This window comes from Pseudomonas sp. C27(2019), assembly GCF_008807395.1.
GTDB lineage: Bacteria > Pseudomonadota > Gammaproteobacteria > Pseudomonadales > Pseudomonadaceae > Denitrificimonas.
This window is the reverse complement of the sequence record NZ_CP043320.1, coordinates 2,170,741-2,197,150: the sequence shown is the minus strand read 5'-3', so window position 1 is coordinate 2,197,150 and position 26,410 is coordinate 2,170,741. Positions and strand designations below refer to the sequence as shown.

Here is a 26,410-nt window from a genome sequence, read left to right as displayed (position 1 = left end):
GAAATATAGCGGTGACTGTGTGGCTCATACGCTGCTAAATCGCAAATAAATACTCGCAATAGTTGCTCGCTCTGCGTGAAGAACTTATCCTCACACTCTGTTTTATGCTGCAGTCGATGTGACTTTACGGGCTTGGTTGTGTGCTGGTTTCAATAGAACCTGAGACTTGCACACCCTCCGGCTGTACGGATCAAGGTGCATGCAATGCTTTATTAATGGCACAGATGTATGCCAAGCAAGGGGTGATTATGAGTGCAGTCAAGGGTTTAGTGAGATTGGGAGCAGTATTGGCTATGGCAGCAGTGCTGACTGCCTGCGGTGGTGCGCCCTCAGAGTCAGATGTGCGCAACGCATTTGCTGCTGCTATAGCGGAGCAAACGCCGCTGCCGGAGAGCGGTCTGACGGAGGCAGATAAGAAGTTGGCTGAATTAATGCCGAATATTGAAGTTTTATCGCTTGGAAGCTGTGAAGCGGCAGAGAATGATGTGTACATGTGTTTGGTGGAAGCTAAGATCACAGTGATGGGGCGCTCTGCGACGACGACGCAAAAAGTTGGTCTAAAAAAGGACACAGCAGGCGACTGGATAATCGTAGATTGACACCCTTGCTGTCCTGAAGGGCCGAGCTTCTCGCACTCTTAGAGCTGTATCGCTAAAAACGCGCACGTGATGTGGGTCAGTGCGCGTTTTGGATTTTAAAGAGGCACTGAATAACGGCGTCCTGACAGCCTCGGTAATTATTCAGTGCTTCATTAAATACTATTGTTTGACGCTGATAATTTAGGACTTATCCTGCATGGTATTTATCAGTTGCAACAACAAGTAAATACGAGCTTTTTGTGGCGACAAATCGCCCAGCGTGAGCAGGTCTAAAGCCTGATAGCAGTCAATATCAACAACGCCACCAGCGCCCACGCGTGAAGTCATCACTACAGGAATACCACGCGCACGTACCTTATACAGTGCTTGCTCTTCTAGCGGTGAGCAGCGCCCAGCACCGCTGCCTGCTATCACTAAACCATCAAGTTGGGTGTGTGTTAAAAGCGCTTCAATCAGCTGTTGGTCAGCGCCGGCGTGGGAATAAATAATCGGAATATAAGGCGTGTGCTCTGGCGCAGTAATGTGGCAAAAAGGGCTGTTCGCGGTATGCGCATCGAGCGAACGGTGCATAAAGTGAACCTGACCACTGGCCTCAATGCGCCCGATGGGGCCGTTATTGGCGGCCTGAAATGCGTCGAGCGCGTAGGTTTTGCTTTTACTGACATCGCGCGCCGAGTAGATGCTGGCATTGGCCACTGCCAACACACCGTGACCTTGCGCTTGCGGGGAAATCGCCGTGCGCACGCTGTTGAGCAGATTAAAGTAGGCGTCGCTGCCTAGCGCGGAAAACGGCTTTTGTGCCCCAGTGATAATCACAGGTTTTGTTGTGTTTAACGTCAGGTGCAGGAAAAAAGCTGTTTCTTCTAAGGTATTGGTGCCTTGAGTGATAACCACCGCATCATGCGTTTGCAGGCACTGCTCAATGCGCTGCTTTAAGTCAAACCAGTCAGCCACGTCAATCGCGGTGCTGCTGATTGAGCTGAGTTGCAGCGTGTCGATAGCAGCAAGCTCAGCAAGCTCTGGCAGCGCTGCTAAAAAATCAGCCGCGCTGTAATGCCCAGACTGGTAGTTGCATATATCTAAACGGTCGGGATGATGGGCTGAGATCGTCCCGCCCAGCGCAAAAATCATCACTTTAGGTAAATTTGGCACCAATGGACTCCTTGCTGTGCAGTCAGAGTATGAATGAGCCGCGGGTGAAATCGTCATTTTGGCACAAGCAGAGGCCTGTGTTATTGCTTTTACTCGATTGCGGCCTGCTCAGATCTGATCAAATAAGTTGTGTGCAGCATTGTCTTAAGAATGCGCTGAATAATGTTAGCTCGCCCTGACAATGTAGGTGATTTTTCAACGCTTCCTTAAGTATCGTGTTTACGCCAGCGTGAATATATCAGCATTAAAAGCCACCAGCCGAGCGCCGCAAGAAGCACTCCAAGAAGGTTGGCAGAGATATCCAGCCAGCTGAACTGCCGTGTGTTTTGCAGTTGCTGCTGCAGCCATTCAGACAGTGGCGCGCTGGCCAACAATACACCCCATAGCAGCCAAGCAGGCGCTCGTAAAAAGGCAATGCGCGCAGTCAATGACACAGCACCAAAGCCTAAAACATGCAGGTACTTGTCTGAGTGACTAAACAGCGCCGGTGGTGACTCTGGCCGAAACAAGCCATAAAGCAATAGGGCTAAACAGCCAAGAAAAAATAAACGTCGCACCCTACACCTTAAGATAAATAACACATCAGCCAACACAAAGACGAGCGTGTTGAGGCTTAGATGAATATGGAAATGGAAACTGATTGTAGCTTAAGGTGGCAGTGCAAGTGCCATTCTTCCCTCGACGGGGCATCCTGACCCGACTCACGCGCTGCGTTATCCCTGGCTACTCTTGCCACGTCACCCGCACAGTACTCGTTGATCATTGCTGTGGTTTTCGATTTTGTAGCATGACTCTTTTTAAGGCAAAACAACGAGCATTTTCTGCGCATAACGCAGCGTGCAGGTGTTGTTCTTCCCTTAACACGCCTTCCTGGCGTGATGCGGGCGCTACGCCATCCTTGGCTTCGCTCGCCACAACACCCGCACACTGCTATTGATCATCGGTGTTGTTTTCAAGTCTGTAGCATGGCGCTTTTGAAGCACGATCTGTGCATGTTGCAGCGTGCAGGTGTTGTTCTTCCCTTAACACGCCTTCCTGGCGTGATGCGGGCGCTACGCCATCCTTGGCTTCGCTTGCCACAACACCCGCACACTGCTATTGATCATTGGTGTTGTTTTCAAGTCTGTAGCATGGCGCTTTTAAAGCACGATCTGTGCATGTTGCAGCGTGCAGGTGTTGTTCTTCCCTTAACACGCCTTCCTGGCGTGATGCGGGCGCTACGCCATCCTTGGCTTCGCTCGACACAACACCCGCACACTGCTATTGATCATCGGTGTTGTTTTCTAGTCTTCTAAAAACTCAAGCCCGCAGAGCCGTTCTGTGTTTGTTAGACCGAGCACCCACAAACTAAAGCTATCAGAAACAGACGAGCCCTATATCAATCTAAATAACAGCGCCGTTGATCAACGAGTACTTCGGGGTTGGTGTGACAAGCGAGCCATGGATGGTGAGCGCCGGAGTTGAACCCTGGATGGGTTCATCGACGGATAAACACCAATTCCGAAGTACGGGATGCAGCGCACTTGTTTATCAACTTAAAATCAAAAACAACGAGCATTTTCTGCGCATAACGCAGCGTGCAGGTGTTGTTCTTCCCTTAACACGCCATCCTGGCGTGATGCGGGCGCTACGCCATCCTTGGCTTCGCTTGCCACAACACCCACACACTGCAGTTGATCATTGATGTGGTTTTCAAGCGTGTAGCACGGTTCTTTTAAAGCAAGAGCATTGATTATTGGTGTGGTTTGCTAATCTTCTAAAAAACTCACATTCAAACTCAATGTATTCAGAAACAGACGAGCCCTATATCAATCTTAATAACAGCGCCGTTGATCAACGAGTACTTCGGGGTTGGTGTGACAAGCGAGCCAGGGATGGTGAGCGCCGGAGTTGAACCCAGGATGGGTTCATCGACGGATAAACACCTGCCCCGAAGTACGCTATGCCACGCAATGACCTGTAAAGCAGCAATGAAAATCAGCCTGCAAAATTAACGCATGCGGTTGCGTGCAAGTGACGTTCTTCGCTCAACGGGTCCATTGGCGGATAAACACTAACCCTGAAGTACCGCATGCGTTATTCTTTTGCTTCATCATACGTATATTAATGCTGTTGGCTTAAATAGAGCTTGAATCGAATTAGAGGTGTGTATGCGTTGGGTTTTTTTGCTGTTTTTGGGTGTGTTAGCAGGTTGTCAGATTTTGCCAGCGCAGAATAAGGCGGGTGTTGAGCCTGTTGCGGCTGAGCATGCTTTGCCACAATGGCAGAGTCCGCGCGAGCGTGATCATGAGCGCGTTGGGCAAATTATAGATTTGCGCAGTGGCACAACGGTAACAGTTGAGCAAATGCTGGCTGAGCTGGCAGATGCTTCGGTCGTATTGTTAGGTGAAAAGCACGATAACCCCGACCATCATGCCTTACAGTTGTGGTTGTTAAAGGCGCTGGAGACTCGGCGTAAGCAGGGCAGTGTGGTCATGGAAATGCTGACAGTAAATCAGCAGGAAACAGTGACTCAAGTGCAGGAGAAAATTCGAGCAGGGGACATGCCGCAAGATTTACCCTTGGCTTTAGATTGGCACAAGGGCTGGGACTGGCAGCAGTATGGTGCCCTTGTGACTCATGTTTTAAAGCAGCCCTATCCTTTATTGGCCGGAAATTTGAACCGCGATGCGCTGATGGATATCTACCGTAATCCACCTGAGTTAACTGGCATTAAGTCGACACGAACCGATGTGGTGGAGCGTTTATCCGAGCAGATTCGTGAGTCCCATTGTAATAAATTGCCTGAAGCGCAATTGCCAGCCATGTTGGCGGTCCAGCAGCAGCGCGATCGCAGTATGGCGGCTGTTGTTTTGGCTGCAGCCAAACCTACGCTGTTTATTACTGGCGCTTTCCATGCGTTTTACGACCTTGGTGTGCCGCTGCATTTACAGGATTTGCAGGGTGTCGATAAGCTGACACAGCGGGTTTTGATTTTTGCCGAGGCTGATCAAGATGTGCCGGCAGAGAGTGCAGACTTTATTTGGTTTACACCGGCGGTGGAAGAGCAGGATTATTGTGCGGATTTGTAGACGCTGATTATGAGTGGTAACTGTAGGCTGAGTAACTCAGCGCCATAATTCACAGATTAAAATCTTGTCTATAATGGGTTTTAGAGGTTAAGCCAGTCACTGCTTGGATGCTGGACTACTTAACCAGTCAGTAAAGAGAGTTGTTGAACTGTGCAACACGGAGGTTGCGATGGATAGGTCTGGTTTTGAGTCCGCGAAAGCAGGTAAAAATACGCTAGATAAGGCAGAGGAGCGCGAGCGCGAAGATCATGATAGCCCTTGGAAAGAAGCGCTTGAGGTGTTTTTTCGGCCATTTATGGAATTCTTATATCCTCAAATTGCACAGCTGATGGACTGGCAGCAAGCGCCGGTCTTTATGGATAAGGAGTTGCAAAAGATTAGCAACGCTTCGCAATCGAGCCGGCGCTATGCCGATAAGCTGGTTAAGGTGCGCTTTATAGATGGTGCTGAGCAATGGATTTATATTCATATTGAAGTGCAGGGCAAGCCCGAAGCGAAGTTTGCGGAACGCATGTTTGAGTATTTTTACCGCATTCGTGACCGTTTTGCCCAGCCAGTGATTAGTCTCGCTGTATTGACCGATACGCAAGCGAGTTTTCGACCGCATCACTTTCACTACGAGCGGGCGGGGTGTTCGCTGCAGTTTCAATTTATCTCCGTGAAATTGCTTGATTGGCAGCACCGAATGGATGAACTGCTGAACGATAAAAATCCATTTGGTTTGTTGATTGCGGCACAACTGACCGCTAAATTGGTCAAAGACAGTAAGACTCGGGCGGATAATCTGGTTGGCTTTTATCGCTTGGTGATTAACAAAGATCTTGATCGAGAGCTGATTCGACGCTTGATCGTTTTTCTGGAGTGGATGGTCTATCTACCGGCAGAGATCACGGCCTATTATAATAAACTTGTCGAGCAGGTGACGGAGGAAACAAACATGCCATATATCTCATTGATTGAACGCAAAGGTATTGCGCAAGGCCTAGAAAAAGGTCTAGAACAAGGCTTAGAGCAAGGTCTAGAGCAAGGTCTAGAGCAAGGCATTGGCCAAGGGCGTGCAGCAACCTTACATAAGTTGTTGCAGCTTAAATTTGGTGATTTGACGGCTGAGTATGAAGCCCGCTTAAATCAGGCTGATGCAGCAGAACTTGATCTTTGGACTGAGCGGGTGCTGTTTGCCGACTCAGTGCAAGCCGTGTTTGCCTAAGAGCAGGGCTTTAGTGCCCCGCTCCCAGAGCAGCTTAGATAATCTCGCGCTCGCGCAGCAATTGCAGCACCTGTTGTACGCCTTCGTCGACAGTGCTGATTTGCGTGTTGATGGTTAAATCAGCATCCTGTGGCACATCGTACGGGAAGGATTCACCTGGAATATTATCTTCACCGGCGGCATACAAACCCTGCGGGTCGCGCTCCTGACAGACCTGCGGAGACGCTTGCACATACACGGTGATTAAACGCTCTTTACCGATTGAAGCTTTGGCTTGTTCGCGGCCTTCAGCATCTGGTGCAACAAAGGCAGCAAGGGTGATTAAGCCCGCTTCGTTAAATTGACGCGCCACTTGCGCGGCACGACGCCAGTTTTCGCTACGCCCCGCACGATCCAACGGCAAACCTTTGTTAATATCATGCCGCAGGTTTTGACCATCCAAAACATAGACTGCACGACCCGTATCAAACAGTTTACGCTCCACTGCGTAGGCCAGCGTGCTTTTTCCTGCACCCGATAAACCGCTAAACAGCACAGTCACCGGCTGCTGACCGAGACGCAGCGTTCGCTCGTCACGGCTGACTCGGTTTTTCGTGAGCGTTCGGCTGGTGCTGGGCAGGCTATCAGGCGCGATAATCATCCCCGCACCCACGGTAATATTGCTCAGGCGATCAATCACAATGAAAGCACCGGTGGTGCGGTTGGCTTGATAGTCATCCAAGGCTAACGGCGCATCAAGGCTGATCTTAACTCGGCCCACTTCATTGAGTTGCAAGCTGCTGACGGCATTGTGCGCTAAGGTGTTGACATCAACGCGGTGCTCAATTGATGAAATATTACCTGGAATGTAGCTGGTCGCACGTTTGAAATCGTAGCGTTTTCCAGGCAGTAAAGGCTGTTCGTCCATCCACACCAGCATGGCTTCAAAATGATCGCTGCTGCGTACACTGTCTTGCGCACTAACGATTAAATCACCTCGAGAAATATCGATTTCATCTTCTAACGTCAAAGTTATGGCTTGCCCAGCAATGGCTTGCTCCAGTTCACCATCAAAGGTCACGATAGATTTAATCTGACTGCTGCGACCTGAAGGCAATACTGTAATCGCATCGCCTTTGCGCAGCGAACCAGAGGCCAGTGTGCCGGCAAAACCACGAAAGTTCAGGTTCGGGCGATTGACGTATTGCACAGGAAAGCGCATCGCACGGTCATTCAAGTCACCGCTGACATCGACGCCTTCCAGAATCTCCATCAAGGTCTGGCCCGCATACCAAGGTGTGTGTTCGCTGCGATTGACCACGTTGTCGCCTTTCAGTGCGGACATGGGGACAAAATGCAGCGATGAAATATCTAGATTGATTTGCTTAGCAAAAGCTAGGTAATCGGCCTTGATCTCGTTATAGACCTGCTCATCGTAGTCTTTAAGATCCATTTTATTGATAGCAACGACGAGATGGCGAATCCCCAGCAACGAAGCAATATAGCTGTGGCGACGGGTTTGGTCTTCGACACCGTGACGCGCATCGACCAAGATAATCGCGAGATCACAGGTCGAGGCACCGGTGGCCATATTGCGCGTGTATTGCTCGTGACCTGGGGTGTCGGCAATAATAAATTTGCGCTTAGTAGTGCTGAAATAACGGTAGGCCACATCAATGGTGATGCCTTGCTCGCGCTCAGCTTGCAGGCCGTCGACCAGCAACGCCAAGTCAATATCATCACCTGTGGTGCCGACTTTTTTCGAGTCGCGGGTGATGGTTTCTAAATGGTCTTCATAGATCATTTTTGAATCGTGCAGCAGGCGACCAATAAGGGTGCTTTTGCCGTCGTCGACATTACCGCAAGTTAAGAAACGTAGCAGTTCTTTGCGTTCGTGCTGGGCCAGATAGGCAAGGATATCCTGGCTGATTAGTTCAGATTGATGACTCATGATGCGGATTCCTTAAAAGTAGCCTTGACGTTTCTTTTCTTCCATTGAGCCAGCACCATCGTGATCGATGACGCGGCCTTGGCGTTCTGAGGTGCGGGTCAGTAGCATTTCTTGAATGATTTCTGGCAGCGTGGTCGCGGTGGATTCCACCGCACCGGTGAGCGGGTAGCAACCGAGGGTACGGAAACGCACCATTTTCTTCTGAATACGCGATTTTTCTTCATCGCTGAGATGCTCAAGAATGCGCTCATCGTCGATCATAATCAGCGTGCCATCGCGCTCAATCACATCACGTTCAGCCGCAAGGTACAGCGGCACAATCGGAATGCCTTCGAGGTAGATGTATTGCCAAATATCCAATTCCGTCCAGTTCGACAACGGGAACACACGAATGGATTCGCCTTTATTGACCTTACCGTTGTAGATATTCCACAACTCTGGACGCTGGTTTTTTGGATCCCAGCGGTGTTTGTTATCGCGAAACGAGTACACACGTTCTTTGGCACGGGATTTTTCTTCATCACGACGCGCACCACCAAAGGCCGCATCAAAACCATACTTGTCGAGGGCTTGTTTTAGGCCTTCAGTTTTCATGATGTCGGTGTGCTTGGCACTGCCGTGGGTGAACGGATTGATGCCTTGGGCGATACCGTCTGGATTGCTGTGGGTGATCAGGTTGAGATCAAGGTCAGCCACCATTTTGTCGCGGAAACTGTACATTTCTTGGAACTTCCAACGGGTATCCACGTGCATCACCGGAAACGGCAATTTGCCTGGGTAAAACGCTTTACGCGCCAAGTGCAGCATCACTGCGGAATCTTTACCGATGGAGTAGAGCATGACGGGGTTGTCGAACTCAGCAGCGACTTCACGAATGATATGAATGCTCTCGGCTTCGAGTTGTTTTAAATGGGTTAGCTTATCGGCCATGCTGTGCTCACTGTGCTAGGTGTTGCGCCTGATTTGGCTTGGAGTGATTAATAGTTTTGAGTGGATGAGGTGCACTTTAGCATGGCTTGTTTGTTCTAACGAAGTGGTTATTAAGAACCAAAAAGCATAGATATATATGGGGAGTGATAGAGTTTTATTTTTTCCCAGCGATCAGCGCCACACGCCTGACTTGAAAACAACATCAATGATCAACTGCAGTGTGCGGGTGTTGTGGCGAGCGAAGCCATGGATGGCGTAGCGCCCGCATCACGCCAGGATGGCGTGTTAAGGGAAGAACAACACTTGCACGCTGCAACATGCGCAAACTGTTCCTGAAAGTTTTTTTACTTGAGGAGCGCTGGTCATTGCGTGGCATTCCGTGCTTCAAGTCAGGTGCTTTTCGACGGTTTTTAATAGCCCTTGCGTGGCATAGCGTACTTCGGGGTAGGTGTTTTTCCGTCGATGAACCCATCCTGGGTTCAACTCCGGCGCTACGCCATCCATGGCTTCGCTTGTCACACCAACCCCGAAGCACTCATTGAACAGCGGTGTTGTTATTAAGATTGATATAAGGCTCGTCTGTTTCTGGATGATTTGTATTTACACGTTAAGTTTGGTGGGTGATTTTTTGTTCTGGCTTTGACTCTGGCTCTGAGCTCTAAGGTTTTGCTCTTGGCTTTGCTAGCTTGAGCTTTTACAGGACGAGCAGACCTTACAGCTGATCAATGCTCACTGCTTTAAAAGCGCCATGCTACACGCTTGAAAACAACACCAATGATCAATAGCAGTGTGCGGGTGTTGTGGCGAGCGAAGCCAGGGATGGCGCAGCGCCCGCATCACGCCTGGAAGGCGTGTTAAGGGAAGAACAACACCTGCACGCTGCGTTATGCGCAAAAAATGCTCGATGTTTTTGATTTTAAGTTGATAAGCAAGTGCGTTGCATCCCGTACTTCGGAATTGGTGTTTATCCGTCGATGAACCCATCCTGAGTTCAACTCCGGCGCTGCGCCATCCATGGCTTCGCTCGTCACACCAACCCCGAAGTACTCGTTGATCAGCGCGTTGTAAGCATGATTTATGCAGGGCTTGTCCGTATCTGGAAGCTTTATATTTGTACGTTGAGCACTGCAAAAGTGGTCGCTTGTGGCTGCTGACAGTTTTAAGTTGGATTATAAAAAGCACTTTTAAAAGTGCTTTTAAAGGTTTATATTGACTGTAAAATCACTGATGTGATTGGAAAACTGAGGAAATAAAAAATGTCACAACTTACTCCGCTTTTGGCTAGTGTTTCTGCATCTGTTACCGATCTTAAGAAAGATCCAATGGGTATTATTCGTGGTGGTCTTGGCGAAACGGTGGTCATCCTCAATCGAAATGAGCCTGCTTTTTATGCAGTGCCACCTGCACAATATGAAATGATGATGCAGTTGATTGATGATGCATATTTAGCCGAGCTTGTTAAACAGCGCCAAGATGATCCTGTAGAGATGGTAGATATCAATGACCTTATCCAACAAGCCCGCTGAGCAAGAAGAGCAAAGGTATCAGCTTGGATTTAGTCGAGAAGCTCAGAAAGAGTGGAAGAAACTGGGCAAGCCGATTCAGTTGCAGTTTGCTTTAAAACTACAGGAACGGCTTAAAAACCCGCACATTGCTAAAGATGCACTCAGCGGTATGCCGCATTGCTACAAGATTAAACTGCGCAGTATCGGTTTTCGCTTGGTGTATCAAGTGATTGATCAAGCATTGGTTGTAACAGTCATTGCTGTAGGTAAGCGTGAGCGTAATGAGGTCTACCGCAACGCGCGGGATCGTTTGTAGAGTCAGATTTTTTGCAGGTTTTATAAGGTGAGATGTATGCCGTGTTTTGGGGTTGTTTGTCGGTTTTAATAGCTCTTGCGTGGTATACCGTGCTCCGGGGTGTTTGTCCGTAAGTTTTAACAGCTTGTGCGTGGCATAGCGTACTTCGGGGTGGGTGTTTATCCGTCGATGAACCCATCCTGGGTTCAACTCCGGCGCTACGCCATCCATGGCTTCGCTTGTCACACCAACCCCGAAGCACTCATTGATCAGCGGTGTTGTTATTAAGATTGATATAAGGCTCGTCTGTTTCTGGAGGATTTGTATTTACACTTTAAGTTTGGTGGGCAGTTTTTTTCTGGTTCTGGTTCTGGCTCAGGTTCTGGTTTTGACTCTGACTCTAAGGTTTGGTTTTGCTCTTGGCTTTGCTAGCTTGAGCTTTTACAAGACGAGCAGACCCTACAGCTGATCAATGCTTCTGCTTTAAAAGACCCATGCTACAGACTTGAAAACAACATCAATGATCAACTGCAGTGTGCGGGTGTTGTGGCGAGCGAAGCCAGGGATGGCGCAGCGCCCGCATCACGCCAGGATGGCGTGTTAAGGGAAGAACAACACTTGCACGCTGCGGCATACGCATAAAATCCTAGATGCTTTTAAGGTAAGCGCCTCGCAGATAAAATTTTAAACCGGATTTGGGCATTCAACGTAGTGGTGTTCGATACCAAAACGCTCAGCCAGCCATTCGCCGAGCGCCTGTACACCATAACGTTCGGTGGCGTGGTGGCCGGCGGCGAAGAAACTGATACCGTTTTCTTGCGCTTCATGAAAGGTACGCTCCGATACTTCACCGGTGATAAACGCATCCGCCCCTTGCTCAATCGCGTGCTCGATATAGCCTTGCGCTGCGCCGGTGCACCAAGCAACACGTTGAATCGGCTGTTGGTGATCAATCACTAAAGGAGCACGGCCCAATGCCTGCTCAATGCGTGCGGCAAACTCAGTGGCAGACACGGGCGCAGCCAAATCACCGATAAGACCAACACTGCTTGGGTTATCCGGCTCTAGCGGACCCGTCACAGTTAAACCTAAACGCTGGGCCAGCTGCACGTTATTGCCCACTTCGGGGTGCACATCCAGCGGTAAATGGTAGGCCAGCAGGTTAATGTCGTGGGTCAGTAAAGCCTTTAGGCGACGTTGCTTCATGCCAATCACGCGCTGATCTTCACCTTTCCAAAAGTAACCGTGGTGCACTAAAACAGCATCGGCTTGCAGCTCAATCGCCGCATCAATCAGCGCTTGGCTGGCGGTCACACCACTAACGATACGCTGAATCTGGTTTTTACCTTCCACCTGTAAGCCATTTGGGCAGTAATCGCTGATGGCATTGGCGTTCAAAAATTGTTCGAGCTCTTGCAGGAGCGCTGCGCGTTCAACAGACATAATTGTTCCTTAATGTGAATGGCGATACTTTAATCGGCTGGTGCATTCTATAATGCGAATTATTAGCACAATTTCTGCGCAATAGCGGCGTTATAGCATGCACGCAGAGTCGTTATATTGTTTGAGTTTTGTATATTTTTAGTCATTGCTGAGTTTGGAATACTTTATGTTACGCGTCTTTAAAAGTTACGGATGGCCGCTGGTGGTTGGTTTGCTGCTGGCGCTGTTATTGATTGAGCGTTTTCCGCACTGGGTTGGCTTGCCCAGCACTGGACTGAACTTATTACAAGCACCCGCCTATTTAAGATCCAGCAGTGGTCCTGCTTCCTATGCTAACGCAGTTAATCGGGCCTCGCCTGCAGTGGCCAACTTATACACGGCAAAAGTGGTCAGTAAAGCCTTGCCACCATTGTATAGCGATCCGGCGTTACGGCGCTTTTTTGGTGATAACTTGCCGCAACAAAAACGCATGGAGTCCAGTTTAGGCTCTGCAGTATTGATGAGCAAAGAAGGTTACTTGCTCACTAATAATCATGTCACCGCCGGTGCCGATCAAATTATTGTCGCGCTCAAAGATGGTCGAGAGACGCTGGCGCGGGTGATTGGTAGTGATCCGGAAACGGATTTGGCTGTGCTGAAAATAGACTTACCTGATTTGCCTGCGATTACCTTGGGCCGCTCTGACAGTATTCGTATCGGTGATGTGGTGCTGGCGATTGGTAATCCATTTGGCGTGGGGCAGACCGTGACTATGGGCATTATCAGTGCAACTGGGCGCAATCAGTTGGGATTAAATACCTATGAAGACTTTATTCAAACCGATGCGGCGATTAACCCAGGTAACTCCGGCGGCGCGTTAGTTGATGCGCAAGGTGATTTGCTGGGTATCAATACTGCGATTTTCTCACGCTCGGGCGGCTCGCAAGGGATTGGTTTTGCGATTCCAATTACGCTGGCTATGGATGTGATGCGCTCGATTGTTGAACGAGGCCAAGTGGTGCGTGGTTGGCTGGGGCTTGAAGTACAGGCGTTAACGCCTGAGTTGGCTGAGTCTTTTGGCTTGCTGGAAAGTCCGGGTATCTTAGTGGCAGGCGTCTACCGTGATGGGCCTGCGGCAAAGGCAGGCTTGCAGCCTGGCGATGTGATTTTGAAAATTGCTGATGAAAATGCGCAAGATGGACGCACCTCGATGAATCAAGTGGCACGTATGCAGCCGGGTGAGGAGATTAAGTTAGATATCCTGCGTAACGGTCAGCCGCGCACGTTAACCGCACGCATTGGTGTACGCCCGCAAGCGGATTAAATGCAGGCAAGGGTGTGTGATTCACGCGCATAACATACTCAATGTTTTCATAGCGGGGTAGCGGTTGAGCGTTGGTATGCTCAGGAAATATTTTGTCTGTCGCTCAGTCCAGTCAGGGCTCAACGCTTGCCTTGCGCCGTGCATGGCTGCGTTTGTCTCAGCCATCTTGAGGCAGACGTTAAGAGTTTTTGTTACCTGTAAGCTTTCTAGGTCCGTTCGCATATGCGTTAGAAACTACGCATGTCTAGTATTGAGATGCTGTGTACGCTGTGTCAATCCACTGAGCCTGACACATCAAGTGGTAGTATAGAAAAAGGAGCCGCATTGGGCTCCTTTGTTGTTTTTACTTAGCTTCGCGCTTTAGGCCATAACCCTCTTCCAGCATGCTGGGATCGCCTTTGTTTTTCTTGGCGTAATCGCGAGGTGGCTCTGTTGGCACATCAAACTCACTGTCTTGCGGTGCTCTAATGCGCTCATGAGGCGTAGAATCGTCTACTAAACCGGCCAGTAAACGCTCACGGGTAGTTTCATCTAAGGCTAAACGCTCAGCGCCTGTGGACAGGTGCTCTTGCATATCTTGATAGTTCTGCGTGAGTTTTCTAACCAATGCTGCTGTGGTGTTAAAGTGCGTGACAACTTCGCTTTGGTAACTGTCAAAACGCTCTTGCAGCTCAACCAGCTGATCTTGAGTTTTTCCAGGTGCCGTACGTCGTAGTACGCGTGCTAAAATAACGCCAATAATAATTCCAGCCACTAACATGAGTGCGGGAATTAACCAAACGGGGGCTGATTGATCCACAAGACTTCCTCTTTAATCGGTTTGTTTAACGTTAACCACTTCTGCCTGTTCTGTACAGCACCGAGCAGGCGCTTATGTGACAGTATCCACTTTATTTAAAATACTTACTAGTAGACAAATTTACCCCATAGAGGGTTACGGAGTTCTTTTTGTTAGCGCGTGAAAATCCGGTCATGCTTGATGGCCCAGTGGGTGTTTTAGAAGCCCTCTATTTAGATGTTATTGATGCACGAGGCATCGCTTTAATTTGTCATCCTAATCCGAGCCAAGGCGGCACCATGCTCAATAAAGTGGTGTCGAGTTTGCAGCGCATCGCGCGTGATAGCGGTTTAACCACCTTGCGCTTTAATTTTCGTGGTACTGGTAAAAGTGCCGGCGAGCACGATATGCGCAGCGGTGAAGTGGATGATGCACAGGCAGCGCTGGCATGGCTACAAGAGCAGCACCCTGATTTACCGATTTATTTATTTGGTTTTTCCTTTGGTGGCTTTGTCGCCGGCAGCTTATCTGGGCGTTTGCAACGCGCCGGTATTGCGGTTGAGCAACTGTATTTAGTGGCGCCTGCGGCGATGCGCTTTAATGCAAAGCATGTGTTAGCAGACAACTGCAAACTCACCATTATTCAACCTGAAGATGATGAGATTATTGACCCTGAATGGGTTTATCAATGGGTTAGCACATTAACTCAGCCACATGAGCTGCTAAAAGTGGCAGAATGTGGGCACTTTTTCCATGGCCGACTGCTAGAGCTAAAACAGCTGGTGGCCGAACGCCTTTAATTTTTTAGTCTAATTGAGTGATTATGAGCACGCGAATTTTAACTGGAATTACCACCACCGGCACGCCGCACTTAGGCAACTATGCGGGCGCAATTCGTCCGGCGATTGCAGCGAGCCATGCGAGTAATGTTGAGTCGTTTTATTTTTTAGCTGATTACCATGCGCTGATTAAATGTGATGACCCTGCACGTATCCAGCGCTCGCGCCTAGAAATCGCAGCGACGTGGTTGGCGGGCGGTTTAGATACGGAGCGCGCGACTTTTTATCGCCAGTCTGATATTCCGGAAATTCCTGAGCTGACTTGGATGCTGACCTGCGTGGCCTCAAAAGGTTTGCTCAACCGCGCGCATGCCTATAAAGGTGCGGTAGATCAAAATGAAGCAGCAGGCTTGGATGCCGATGCCGGTATCAGCATGGGTTTGTTCAGTTATCCAGTGTTAATGGCAGCGGATATTTTGCTGTTTAATGCGCATAAAGTGCCAGTGGGGCGCGACCAGATTCAACACGTAGAAATGGCCCGCGATATTGGTCAGCGTTTTAACCATTTGTTCGGCCAAGGGCGCGAGTTGTTTACCATGCCCGAAGCGCTGGTAGAGGATGATGTTGCGACATTGCCGGGTTTGGATGGGCGTAAAATGTCAAAAAGTTATGACAATACCATCCCGTTGTTCTCATCAAGCAAGGAGCTGAAAAGCGCGATCTCACGCATTGTCACGGATTCAAAGCTGCCTGGCGAAGCCAAAGACCCAGACAATTCGCACCTGTTTACCCTGTACCAAGCCTTTTCTAAGCGTGCCGAGCACGATGCCATGCGCGCTGATTTACTGGCTGGCCTAGGTTGGGGTGATGCCAAACAACGCTTATTTGCTCTGCTTGATGAGCAGCTGGCGGAGCCGCGTGAGCGCTATCATGCACTGATCTCCAAGCCCAATGAGTTGGAAGATATTCTGCAAGCGGGTGCAGTGAAAGCGCGTAAAACTGCAGCACCGTTTTTGCAAGAGCTGCGTGAGGCCATGGGGTTGCGCAGTTTTTCTGTACAAGGTGCAGAGCTGACCGGCAGTAAGAAAAAAGCTAAAAAAGTCAGTCGTGTGGTCAGCTTTAGGGATGATGAAGGCTTTCGTTTTCGTGTACTGACCAGTAAAGGTGAAGACTTGCTGTTATCCAAAGCCTTTGCCGATGGTCGTGCTGCCGGTATGGCTTCCAAGCATTTGCAAACAGCGCAGGACGATTTAGATATTCGTCAGGCTGATCAGCAACTCAGTGTATGGCTAGACGGTGAGTGCATCGCGCAAAGTCAGCAGTACGCAACAGATGAAGCCTGCGCCGAGGCATTAGCAGAGTTGCGCAGCGCACTGGCCAGCGACAGCTAACGCCTAAGGCCCAGCACCGCGTGTTGTAGGTCGCTCATTTATAGGCGACCTTGGCCATTGCGCAATACGATAGTGTCGATCTTAAAAGATCAACCTACAAGGGCGAACACAAGTGCCCGATTAGGTAGGGTGGGCACTCGTTGCCCGCGGGAATATCGTCAACAATGAAGCCTTTGCGATTCGTGGGCATAAATGCCCACCCTACCGTTTATCGGGGGTTGGCGGGGTGTTTGCGCGGGCATAAATGCCCGATTAGGTAGGGTGGGCACTCGTTGCCCGCGGGAATATCGTCAACAATGAAGCCTTTGCGATTCGTGGGCATAAATGCCCACCCTACCGTTTATCGGGGGTTGGTGGGGTGTTTGCGCGGGCACAAGTGTCCGCTCAAGGTTTTACTGCGCGGCGTCGCCTATGTATGGCGGTATGGGTATCTAAAACGCATATAAAAAAACGGAGCTTGAGGGCTCCGTTTTTGTGTAACAAATGGATATTAAGAACCCATTTGTTTCTCTTTGATCTCTGCTAATGTTTTGCAGTCGATGCACAGGGTTGCTGTGGGGCGTGCTTCGAGACGGCGAATACCGATCTCAACACCACAGGCATCACACCAGCCGTATTCATCTTCTTTGATCAGTTCGATGATTTCATCAATTTTCTTAATCAGTTTGCGTTCGCGATCACGTGTACGCAGCTCAAGGCTAAATTCTTCTTCTTGGCTGGCGCGATCAGCAGGGTCAGGGAAGTTGGCGGCTTCGTCCTTCATATGGTTAACAGTACGATCCACTTCTTCCATCAACTCTTGTTTCCAGATGTTGAGGATATTAGTGAAATGAGCGCGCATCTTATCGCTCATATACTCTTCGCCCTCGGCTTCCACATAAGGAACAAAAGCACGAATCAATTGGCTGCTTTGGTTTTCTGCTTTATTGGGCATATGTCCGCCTATCAAACATTCAAAAACACTGCGTAATAAATGTTAAATGGTTACCCGAATTAACGCCTCTACGCTCACAAGCGGGCGAACTTATCAGAAACCAGCAAGCTGTGCCAGCTTTGTTTGCAGTTAGTGCTCAGCTTTTTGCGCTATTCGACGCTTTGCTCGACAAAAGTCTTACTCTACTAGCCTGCCGTGCAGGGTAAAGGGTTTAGCATCTTCGATCAGCACATCTACAAATTGGCCGATTAAAGCGGGATTATTGCTACGGAAATAAACGATGCGATTATTTTCATTGCGGCCCTGCAATAAGCCAGGATCTTTCTTCGCGTAATCGCTAACCAGAATGCGCTGCACAGTGCCCGCCATACGACGCGTGTGTTCAAAGCCTTGTTGTTGTAAGCGGTGTTGCAAACGCGCTAAGCGCTCCTTTATCACTTCTTCAGGCGTGTCATCACGCAGCTCTGCCGCTGGTGTGCCAGGGCGCGGGCTGTAGATAAATGAATATGAAAAATCAAAACCCACATCAGCGATCAGCTGCATGGTTTGTTCAAAATCTTTTTCAGTTTCGCCTGGGAAGCCCACAATAAAGTCTGAGCTGATTAAAATATCAGGCACTGCTGCTTTGAGTTTACGAATCCGTGATTTGTATTCAAGGGCTGTGTGATTGCGCTTCATTGCCGCCAAAATGCGATCAGAACCCGACTGCACCGGCAAGTGGATGTATTTGGCCAGCTTGGGGATATTGGCATGAGCATCAATCAGAGCGTCAGAAAACTCAAGCGGATGCGAGGTCATATAGCGAATGCGGTCAATGCCATCGATTTCTGCTACGAGACGAAGCAGTTCGGCAAAGTCGGCAATGCCACCGCTGTCGGTATCACCACGGTAGCCGTTGACATTTTGCCCCAGTAACGTCACTTCACGCACGCCATGTTCAGCCAGATGTTGGACTTCTGCCAGCACATCAGTCAGTGGACGGCTGACTTCTTCGCCGCGCGTATAGGGCACCACGCAAAAGCTGCAATATTTGCTGCAGCCTTCCATCACCGAGACAAAGGCGGTTGGGCCGTCGATGCGTGGTTCGGGCAGGCGGTCGAATTTTTCAATTTCTGGAAAAGAGACATCAACTTGTGCCTTGCCGGTGCTGCGCGCTGCGTCAATTAGCTCAGGCAGGCGATGCAGGGTTTGTGGGCCAAAGACCACGTCAACATAAGGCGCGCGTTCGCGAATGGAAGCGCCTTCTTGACTGGCCACGCAACCGCCGACAGTAATGATTAAGTCGGGATTGGCCTGCTTGAGTTCACGCCAGCGGCCCAGCTGCGAGTACACCTTATCTTGCGCGCGTTCGCGAATAGAGCAGGTATTAAGGACGATAACGTCGGCATCTGCAGCGTCGCTGGTGGTTTCCATGGCTTGCTGTTCGCTCAGTAAATCCACCATGCGCGAGCTGTCATACTCGTTCATTTGGCAACCGTGGGTTTCGATGTATAGTTTTTTAGCCATGAGATAACGCGCCTACAAGTAACAACATTAGCCGCATATTATGGAAGACCAGCGGGAAGGGCGCAAACCTATTTGGTTATTTAGAGGTTTTGTCTGATTGAGGGTTACTTTTATCTGCTAGGTAGATCTGCATGTGCCGTGATTCGAATAGGCGGTTGTTCGTTTGTGTGTTGGCGTGCCTCGATAGTGACGTTATTCCCTCAGAGAGCCATCCTGGCTCTATTCGGGCGCTACGCCATCCATGGCTACGCTTGTCACGTCACTATCGAGGCACTGCTTAATCATCGGTGTTGCCAGCATGTCAGTAGTACGGCTCTTTTGGTTTTACTGTTTCATCTCAGAGCACTGCTGCATGGCTTGCGGAGGTTGTGCTTATGCAGTGGTGCCGACAATATAGATAGTCAACGAGTGCTTCAGGGTTTGTGTGACAAGCGCGCCATGGATGGCGCTACGCCGGAGTTGAACCCAGGATGGGTTCATCGACGGAAAAAAACATACCCTGAAGTACGACATACACCAATCGGTGCTTCTACTGGGATTGACGTTAAAAATATGAAAGCAAAGAGTTTATTTCTTGTGAATATTCTTCGGCAATTGCACAACATCGCTGCCTGAATAGATATCTGACCAGGTGCGCTTGTTCTTATCGAATAACATCCACCAAAAACCCAAGCCTGCTGGCAACCAAGCAAAGATAGCGATTAAAAAGCGCAGCAGTGCTTGCCAGATATCAATGGCGCTGCCGTCTGCGTTTTGTACACGGATGCCCCACACTTGCATGCCAAGGGTTTGCCCACCATGGGTCCAAAACTTAGCGAAAAAAGCAAAGACAGAAAAAAACAAGATAGTAGAAAGCACAGGATCGATGTCGAGCATCTGGCTGTCGGCCATTGCTTGTAAAGCTTCTGAGCCATAAATCAGGCGCAGTATGCCCTGCTGGTAAATTAGCGTGACGACCATAATCAAAGCGATGCAAAGCATAAAATCATAAGTAATAGCCGCTAGGCGTTTCCAAAAGCCTGCTTTGGGAAAGTTGCCTGCTGGCTGAAGTGCGTGCTTAGACATAACCGCTGGATACCCATAAATTAAAGTGCTGTATTGTAACCATACACATGCGCAGGCGCGAATCTATTGTGGTGTGTTGCTGTGGCATGGAGCAGTACGCATTATACGCACGGCCTGCACAGTGCCGTTTGGTGCTGTTGCTCTAGACTGCTAAACGGGGTTGTGCAAAAAGCACCAAGTGGCTGGCTATCTGGCCCTATAATGCTGTTCAATTGCCGGCCGTATCACGCTTTATTGTGCTATTTGACCATCGGTCCCGCTGTTTAAACCAGTTATCTACAACTCAATGACAGCGCTTTGCTGTTTATGCATGCTTAACTCACGAATTCGTCTGGAGCAGACCATGTCACGATTAAAAGGCACGCGCGGGTTTACCCTCGTAGAATTGATGATCACCCTTGCCTTGTTGGCTATTATCGCCACCATTGCCGTGCCAAATTTTATGCAGTTTATTCGTAATAATCAGGTACAGGCTAAAGCCGATGAGCTCAAAACCTTTTTGCAATATGCGCGTGGCCAGGCGGTAACAACGCGTAAAACCTACGAAGTGACGACGGGCACTGTGTGGGAGGTTAAACCGGCAGGCGAGGCTGCTGAACGTAGGCTTGAATTTAATACCACGCAAGCACAGGCGCTCACCAATCCAAATAGTTTAACGCTATCTTTTGCGCCCAATGGCGTGGCTTCTAGCGCTGCGACAATCACCGTATGCCGTGATAGTGATTTTGCCAATGGCTACCTACTAAATGTCAGCCGAAGCGGTGTTGTTAGAATATTTGCGCGTGGCTATAAAGATGACACCGATAAACTCACCAGTTGCACACCATGAGGCTCAAAATGAAAAACAGCCGAGGTTTCAGCTTAATTGAAGTGCTGGTCACCATTGTTCTCACTACTGTGGGGATTTTGGGCATGGTCGCGCTGCAAAGTAGAAGTATTCAGTACACTCAGGATTCGGTGAATCGCAACACAGCAATTGCTTTAACCAATGAGTTGGTAGAGATCATGCGCGCTAATCGTGATGAGCTATTCGTTAAAAGGCCACCAATAGAGCCTATGTACAGTCAATTGGCAGAAACGTCTGCGCTTTATAAAGCAGATGGCTCCTTTGATTTTGGCGTTGCTGATTGCGCCACACCAGCGCAAACAGCTAAACAACAAGCAGGTTGCTGGTTGGTTAAAGCGCGAGCAACGCTGCCCTCTGCAAGCGACGCAGCGATTGCTGGTCAGTTTATGGTGTGTCCAAGTTTTAAAATGGACAGCGATGGCAAGCCTGAGTGTGCAGGCAGCAGTTACACCGGTTCAACAATGGCAGTTCAGCTGGCATGGCGCAGTAAAGAAAGTGTTTGTGGCAAAGATTCAGACTCGGATATCTGCACATTCAGCACACGGGTGGAATTATGAATAGGTTAAACAATACCCGCCAGCGCGGCTTATCGATGGTTGAGTTATTGGTTGCCTTAGCAATCAGTAGTTTTTTAATACTGGGCATTACTCAAGTTTATATTGATAACAAACGCAATTATGTATTTCAGCAAAGCCAAGCGAATAATCAGGAAAATACCCGTTTTGCCGAGCTGACATTAAATGCATGGCTCAATAGAGCAGGCTATCGGCGAGCGCCAGATCAAGCCATTGAGGATGCCTTTCCACAAGTGGCTGCTACGGCAGACTGCCGTGCTTTTGAAGAGGGGGCCACTGTTACAGACTTCATAGCAGCTGCTGGTTCTCAGGAAGTGGGGCTTTGTATTCGCTACCAACCAGCCTCGCCAACTGAGCTTGATTGTCAAGGCAATACAGTAAAGAGCGTGACTGGCACTAAGCTCAATACTCCTTTTGTAAAGCCTGACGTTAATGAAGAGTTGATCGTTTTAGCTATTAAATTTGTGCCTGATGCTGAGCTAAATAAAGGCACTTTGCAATGTAAAAACGTATCGGGAACAAGCCCTGCATTTGCTGAGCTGCTGGATGGGGTTGCAGATATGCGGTTTGAGTTTGCGACCGGTGAGAATGATTTGTTTGAAAAGAAACTAAAAGACACCAACCCATGGGCAGATAATGCAGCGGGGTTGGTACGTGCTGTGCGTTATTCAATACTGTTTGCCAGTCGTAATAATCAGCGTGATAGCGACTCTAGAGTGTATACAGATTGGATTGATTCGCTGGCCGCTGGTGCGAATAAAACGCGCATCCAAGACGGTGATAATCGACGCGTCTATCAATTAGCCGGTAGCACACAAACCTTGAGGAATATGATGCCATGAGGAACTTTAAAGCAGCCCAACAGCAGCAGGGAGCTGTGCTCATTATCGCGCTAGTTATGTTGTTAGTGCTGACAGCGCTTGCTGTTAGCAATATGCGCGGTGTAACACTCGAATCAAAAATTACTGCCAACCGTGCAGAGATACAGCGACTACAAGATGTTGCTGATGCAGCACTACGTGAAGGTGAGTTTCGGTTTTATGGGCCAGCTCATTTGCGTGCAAAATTAGAATATGAGGCTGAAAACTGTAAAACCAGCAATGTGCTTGTAATCAATGGCTTGAACAAACCTTGCTTACTAAAAGAAATGAATATTGGCACGGCTGATGACACGCGAGACATGCGGCAGAAGTTTTATCTTGATCCGTTAGGATTCTTTGCGGCATATACGGATTACGCTAACAACTATGATGTGACAACTGGGGCAGCAGTAGAAAGTGGCAAAGTTCTAGCATGGATGCCATACCTAGGTTTAGACGCTGATTCAGCTAGAGAATTCCAGCCAGATAGTAATCGAGAGTCTTTTTGGAATACCTACTTAGTATCCGCCAGTGCTGATGAAAGCGAAGCACTCAATGCAGAATACGGCGCTGTGCTTGAAGGCCGTGGTACATATTATTATTTAGTGAATGGGCAAGCCCACGATGAACTCGTTGTGCAGTCAACCACTGCAAATATCTATGTTGGCCTAAATAACTAAAGGAACCAGCTATGAAATATTTAAATATTTATCAGAGTGTCAGTAAAGTAACTTGCTCAGCACTATTGTGTACCGGCGTTCTTACTGCATCATTCTCAGCGCAGGCTGCTGGTGACATTCAGTATCCATCACAAAAACCTTTGTCATTAACAGAGGGTGTGCCGCCTAATTTATTAGTAACATTAGATGACTCTGTCTCGATGGCATGGGCTTATACGCCTGATGGGATTTCAGGTAATAGAGGTATTCGAGCCGCTCGTTCGAATACATATAATGAAAGCTACTATGACCCTAGTACTGTATATGTTATGCCGAAGAAAATTAGCTACAGTGGTGGAGAGGTAAAAGTAGTCGACTATACTTATGGCTCAGGTAAAGATATTAACTTTTACAGTGCACCAAGGGATGGCTTTGCAGGCACAGGACATACAAACTTATCAAATAAATATAGAGTTCAATGGGGTAATAATCATTTTCTAAGCAGCTGTTATTCTATTTATCCGAGTGGTGTTTGTGACGATGGTGAAACACCTGCTCATTATTTTGAATATACGTCATCAGGGGCTTGCCCGATACCGCCTACTACTGCATCAAAGATTGATGATAGTTGTTATGAATATAAAGAAATTCAAACGGACGCTGAAAAAAAGAACTTTGCTATTTGGTATTCTTTTTACAGAAACAGAAACTTAGCAACACGAACAGCTGCTAACTTAGCGTTTTACACAATGCCTAACAATGTCCGCTTAACGTGGGGTGCACTAAATAGTTGTAATATAGGCCAAGGCTGGACATCAAACAATTGTAATAATAATAAAATGGATCGCTTTACCGGTCAGCATCGCGTTAATTTTTTTAAATGGCTTGATACCTTTCCTGCTAGTGGTGGGACACCGTTACACAGGGCTATGCATCGAGCTGGAGAGTTTGTAAAGAGTGATACTGACGATAAATCTGTTTGTCGTGCTAGTTATCATGTTTTGATGACAGATGGTATGTGGAATAGCCGTGCTAATAGTAAAAGTGATGCTGATAGTACTTCTAAAGCTCTGCCAGATGGAAAACAATATACTGGAGCAATAGCGCCTTACTGGGATGGGCAGACACTTGGTAGTACTTCAGACACGCTTGCGGATAGTGCGTTTTATTATTGGTCCAATGATTTAAGGAGTGATTTAGATGATGATATTGCTCCTTATATGCCAATAAAAACAGCTGACCCACTTAAAGATTATTGGGATCCGCGCAACAATCCTGCTACTTGGCAGCATATGGTTAACTTTACTGTAGGCTTAGGCTTATCAACCTCGTTAACCCGTAATGATGCGCCTACCTGGGATACCACTTTCGATAATCCGACGTTTGCTAAAATTGATGAACTGAAAAACTTAGGTACAAATGGCTTGGCTTGGCCAGGTGTTACACAAAATAGCGCCTCAACTATTTATGACTTATGGCATGCGGCGGTTAACTCACGTGGTGAGTTCTTTAGTGCAGAAAGCCCCGACGCATTAGTTCAGGCATTCCAGCAGATTCTTGAGCGTATCAGCGGACGCAGCACCACAGGTTCAAGTCCGGCAGTTAACTCTGGCGTAGGTGATGACGGCACTGGGTATGCGTACCAAGCGTCTTATGCAGCAGATCAAAACTGGGCAGGCAATTTAACCGCAACCATGAAGTCGCTAGATGCTTTAGGTAATTTATCAATTACTCAAATATGGAGCGCGAAAGAGAAGTTAGATGCTAAAGCAATAAACAGCCGTAATATAAAAATGGCTGAGCCTGGCGATTCTGACTTGGTTGATTTTAAATGGTCGAACCTATCTGATGATCAAAAGGATGATTTAAACCGAGATCCTGATCGCGGTGATAATGAAGACAGTTTAGGCTCGGAACGACTGAGTTTTTTGCGCGGTGATCGTGCGCAGGAGGGCTCTAAATTCCGCGAGCGTATGTCAGTGCTTGGCGATATGGTTAACTCAAAACCTATTACAGTACGAGGTGCGCGTTACCTAACGGGGCAGGCAAATCGTATTGAAGGCTCCGACAGTAAATATGAAGAGTTTGTTGCTGAACATAAAGGCCGTGCCCCCATGGTTTATGTCGGTGCTAATGATGGCATGTTGCATGGCTTTAATGCCAACACAGGCGATGAGATGTTTGCCTTTGTACCCTCTGCAGTGTTTAAAAATCTGCATAAGTTGACTGGAACAGGTTATGGCGAAGCAACTCACCAGTTCTTTGTTGACGGGTCACCAGTGGTTGCGGATGTATTTATCAATGATAAATGGCGTACAGTTTTAGTGGGCACCTTAGGTGCTGGCGGTAAAGGAATGTTTGCCCTCGATGTGACTGACCCTGCTGCTATTACGTTACTTTGGGAATTTAATAAGGATAAATTAGAAACTGAAGATGTAAAGCTGGGTTATACATACTCGCAGCCAACCATTGCACGTTTGCATAATGGTAAATGGGCCGCAGTGATGGGCAATGGTTACGCTGCAGCGGGCAGTGAAAATGGCAAAGCCTCTTTACTGATTATAGATATGGAAACAGGTGATTTAACCAAAAATATCGTAGTAGAAGGCGCTGTCGGAACACCTAATGGTATGTCCACACCTAAGCTTGCAGACATTAACGCAGATGGCATTGCGGATTACGCGTATGCAGGTGATTTGCAAGGGAATATGTGGCGTTTTGATTTAGCACCAGATAATGGTGACGCCAATAACCCTTTCTTGCGCAAAGTAGCACCGCGCGCGGGTGAAACAGTAGAGTTTCAAGCTTCTTTTGCCGGCAATCCATTGTTTGTCGTTAAAGATAGTGATGGAAACCGTCAGCCGATTACTGCTGCGCCTTCGATTGTTCGTCATCCGACCGGCAATGGCTACATCATTGTTGCAGGTACGGGGCGTTTTTATGCTGAGGGCGACCAAAATGGCTTGGCTGATTCAAAGCAAAGCATTTATGGTATTTGGGACCCTACTACCAAGAAACCACGCTCTACGGGCAAAAGTGGCTTCCCATTTCCGGCTGCGACTCGAGCGAACTTAGAAGAGCAAGTAATGGAGTCTGCTTTAACCAGTGTTAAAAATGGTAAAGAGGCTCGATTGTTAAGTAGTAAGCCAGTGCCGTGGGCTGAAATAGATCCTGCAACAGATGTCTGGTCAACAGCTGATAAAAAAGCAGGTTGGTACTTTGATCTGGTTTTAGATAAAGAAATGATCGTGGCTGATATGATGCAGTTCGGTCAGACTTTATTCTTTCAGTCGCTCGTGCCTAACACTAACCCGTGTAGGGCAGGTGTTGACAACTGGTCGTATGCAATTAACCCAACGACCGGCGGACGTACTACACACCATGCATGGACTGATTACCGCACCTCTGATAATACCAATACAGTCATCACAGCAGTGAAAATGGATGGTGAGGGCGGTTTAAGTATCGGGCAGCGTCCTGATAAAAAGTACGAGTTATGCACTGGTACAACCTGTGAGGAAATCACACCTGACCCAGCCAGTATTGGCCGCCAAAGCTGGCGTGTTGTTGAGGGGCAATAA

23 protein-coding genes are annotated in these 26,410 nt (G+C 48.4%); 14 read left to right on the top strand and 9 right to left on the bottom strand.

All coding sequences use genetic code 11. From position 1 onward, the window contains the following. Positions 1-248: 248 nt before the first annotated feature. Complete coding sequence (locus tag FXF61_RS10015) at positions 249-599, top strand: hypothetical protein (RefSeq protein WP_178087297.1); 351 nt, start codon at positions 249-251, stop codon at positions 597-599. Positions 600-779: 180 nt separating this feature from the next. Here FXF61_RS10015 and FXF61_RS10010 read toward each other — a convergent pair whose 3' ends face one another. Together FXF61_RS10010 and FXF61_RS10005 are read right to left on the bottom strand one after the other, a co-directional pair. Beyond that, the gene (locus FXF61_RS10010; RefSeq protein ID WP_178087296.1) at positions 780-1,751 is read right to left on the bottom strand and encodes an asparaginase; all 972 of its coding nucleotides are present in this window, start codon (positions 1,749-1,751) and stop codon (positions 780-782) included. Between the two features lie 206 nt (positions 1,752-1,957). Further along, entirely contained in the window at positions 1,958-2,308 is a 351-nt protein-coding gene (locus tag FXF61_RS10005) for a VanZ family protein (protein WP_151185125.1), read from the bottom strand. 435 nt (positions 2,309-2,743) lie between these two features. Here FXF61_RS10005 and FXF61_RS10000 point away from each other — a divergent pair, with 435 nt between their 5' ends. The 3 genes from FXF61_RS10000 (at position 2,744) to FXF61_RS09985 (ending at position 6,029) form a co-directional block, all read left to right on the top strand. Continuing rightward, the gene (locus FXF61_RS10000) at positions 2,744-3,046 is read left to right on the top strand and encodes a hypothetical protein (protein WP_151185124.1); all 303 of its coding nucleotides are present in this window, start codon (positions 2,744-2,746) and stop codon (positions 3,044-3,046) included. Between the two features lie 855 nt (positions 3,047-3,901). Then, positions 3,902-4,822 (top strand): ChaN family lipoprotein, encoded by a 921-nt coding sequence (locus tag FXF61_RS09990; RefSeq protein WP_151185122.1) that lies wholly within the window; start codon positions 3,902-3,904, stop codon positions 4,820-4,822. Positions 4,823-4,991: 169 nt separating this feature from the next. Beyond that, a complete protein-coding gene (locus FXF61_RS09985) occupies positions 4,992-6,029 on the top strand; it encodes an Rpn family recombination-promoting nuclease/putative transposase (protein WP_151185121.1) in 1,038 nt (345 codons plus the stop codon). A gap of 34 nt (positions 6,030-6,063) precedes the next feature. On the opposite strand, the gene cysN is transcribed toward FXF61_RS09985, so the two are convergent. Then, positions 6,064-7,959: a sulfate adenylyltransferase subunit CysN gene (gene cysN / locus FXF61_RS09980; RefSeq protein WP_151185120.1), complete on the bottom strand. Its 1,896-nt coding sequence runs from the start codon at positions 7,957-7,959 to the stop codon at positions 6,064-6,066. Between the two features lie 12 nt (positions 7,960-7,971). Next, a complete protein-coding gene (cysD, locus tag FXF61_RS09975) occupies positions 7,972-8,889 on the bottom strand; it encodes a sulfate adenylyltransferase subunit CysD (protein ID WP_151185119.1) in 918 nt (305 codons plus the stop codon). Between the two features lie 1,256 nt (positions 8,890-10,145). Here cysD and FXF61_RS09965 point away from each other — a divergent pair. After that, positions 10,146-10,415 carry a type II toxin-antitoxin system Phd/YefM family antitoxin gene (locus tag FXF61_RS09965; protein WP_178087295.1) on the top strand — a complete coding sequence of 90 codons (270 nt, stop codon included), beginning with the start codon at positions 10,146-10,148 and terminating at the stop codon, positions 10,413-10,415. Continuing rightward, positions 10,390-10,710 carry a type II toxin-antitoxin system RelE/ParE family toxin gene (locus tag FXF61_RS09960; RefSeq protein ID WP_151185117.1) on the top strand — a complete coding sequence of 107 codons (321 nt, stop codon included), beginning with the start codon at positions 10,390-10,392 and terminating at the stop codon, positions 10,708-10,710. Before FXF61_RS09965 ends, FXF61_RS09960 begins: the two co-directional genes overlap by 26 nt. A gap of 663 nt (positions 10,711-11,373) precedes the next feature. Here the strand turns inward: FXF61_RS09960 and FXF61_RS09955 are convergent. Then, positions 11,374-12,132 (bottom strand): Nif3-like dinuclear metal center hexameric protein, encoded by a 759-nt coding sequence (locus tag FXF61_RS09955; RefSeq protein WP_151185116.1) that lies wholly within the window; start codon positions 12,130-12,132, stop codon positions 11,374-11,376. 166 nt (positions 12,133-12,298) lie between these two features. On the opposite strand from FXF61_RS09955, the gene algW reads away from it, so the two are divergent. Next, positions 12,299-13,435 (top strand): Do family serine endopeptidase AlgW, encoded by a 1,137-nt coding sequence (algW, locus tag FXF61_RS09950; protein ID WP_151185115.1) that lies wholly within the window; start codon positions 12,299-12,301, stop codon positions 13,433-13,435. Positions 13,436-13,778: 343 nt separating this feature from the next. Here the strand turns inward: algW and FXF61_RS09945 are convergent, their stop codons facing one another. Next, entirely contained in the window at positions 13,779-14,234 is a 456-nt protein-coding gene (locus tag FXF61_RS09945) for a YhcB family protein (RefSeq protein WP_151185114.1), read from the bottom strand. A 149-nt stretch (positions 14,235-14,383) separates the two neighbouring features. Here FXF61_RS09945 and FXF61_RS09940 point away from each other — a divergent pair, with 149 nt between their 5' ends. Beyond that, a complete protein-coding gene (locus FXF61_RS09940; protein WP_151185113.1) occupies positions 14,384-15,013 on the top strand; it encodes an alpha/beta hydrolase in 630 nt (209 codons plus the stop codon). A 17-nt stretch (positions 15,014-15,030) separates the two neighbouring features. Further along, on the top strand, positions 15,031-16,383 hold the full coding sequence (locus tag FXF61_RS09935) for a tryptophan--tRNA ligase (RefSeq protein ID WP_151185112.1): 1,353 nt from the start codon (positions 15,031-15,033) through the stop codon (positions 16,381-16,383). A gap of 490 nt (positions 16,384-16,873) precedes the next feature. Here FXF61_RS09935 and dksA read toward each other — a convergent pair whose 3' ends face one another. The 3 genes from dksA to FXF61_RS09920 form a co-directional block, all read right to left on the bottom strand. Then, on the bottom strand, positions 16,874-17,317 hold the full coding sequence (gene dksA, locus FXF61_RS09930; protein ID WP_151185111.1) for an RNA polymerase-binding protein DksA: 444 nt from the start codon (positions 17,315-17,317) through the stop codon (positions 16,874-16,876). A 177-nt stretch (positions 17,318-17,494) separates the two neighbouring features. Beyond that, positions 17,495-18,823: a tRNA (N6-isopentenyl adenosine(37)-C2)-methylthiotransferase MiaB gene (gene miaB / locus FXF61_RS09925; protein ID WP_151185110.1), complete on the bottom strand. Its 1,329-nt coding sequence runs from the start codon at positions 18,821-18,823 to the stop codon at positions 17,495-17,497. A gap of 567 nt (positions 18,824-19,390) precedes the next feature. Continuing rightward, on the bottom strand, positions 19,391-19,888 hold the full coding sequence (locus FXF61_RS09920) for an RDD family protein (protein WP_151185109.1): 498 nt from the start codon (positions 19,886-19,888) through the stop codon (positions 19,391-19,393). Between the two features lie 343 nt (positions 19,889-20,231). Between FXF61_RS09920 and FXF61_RS09915 the strand changes: the two genes are divergently transcribed. Genes FXF61_RS09915 through FXF61_RS09895 form a run of 5 tightly spaced genes read left to right on the top strand, consistent with a single transcriptional unit; the run spans position 20,232 to position 26,410 of the window. Further along, entirely contained in the window at positions 20,232-20,717 is a 486-nt protein-coding gene (locus FXF61_RS09915) for a GspH/FimT family pseudopilin (protein ID WP_151185108.1), read from the top strand. 8 nt (positions 20,718-20,725) lie between these two features. Next, the gene (gene pilV, locus FXF61_RS09910; RefSeq protein ID WP_151185107.1) at positions 20,726-21,292 is read left to right on the top strand and encodes a type IV pilus modification protein PilV; all 567 of its coding nucleotides are present in this window, start codon (positions 20,726-20,728) and stop codon (positions 21,290-21,292) included. Then, positions 21,289-22,152, top strand: coding sequence for a PilW family protein (locus FXF61_RS09905; protein ID WP_151185106.1), 864 nt, complete (start codon positions 21,289-21,291; stop codon positions 22,150-22,152). Before pilV ends, FXF61_RS09905 begins: the two co-directional genes overlap by 4 nt. Then, positions 22,149-22,850, top strand: coding sequence for a PilX N-terminal domain-containing pilus assembly protein (locus FXF61_RS09900; RefSeq protein WP_151185105.1), 702 nt, complete (start codon positions 22,149-22,151; stop codon positions 22,848-22,850). Before FXF61_RS09905 ends, FXF61_RS09900 begins: the two co-directional genes overlap by 4 nt. A gap of 11 nt (positions 22,851-22,861) precedes the next feature. After that, positions 22,862-26,410: a pilus assembly protein gene (locus tag FXF61_RS09895; RefSeq protein ID WP_151185104.1), complete on the top strand. Its 3,549-nt coding sequence runs from the start codon at positions 22,862-22,864 to the stop codon at positions 26,408-26,410.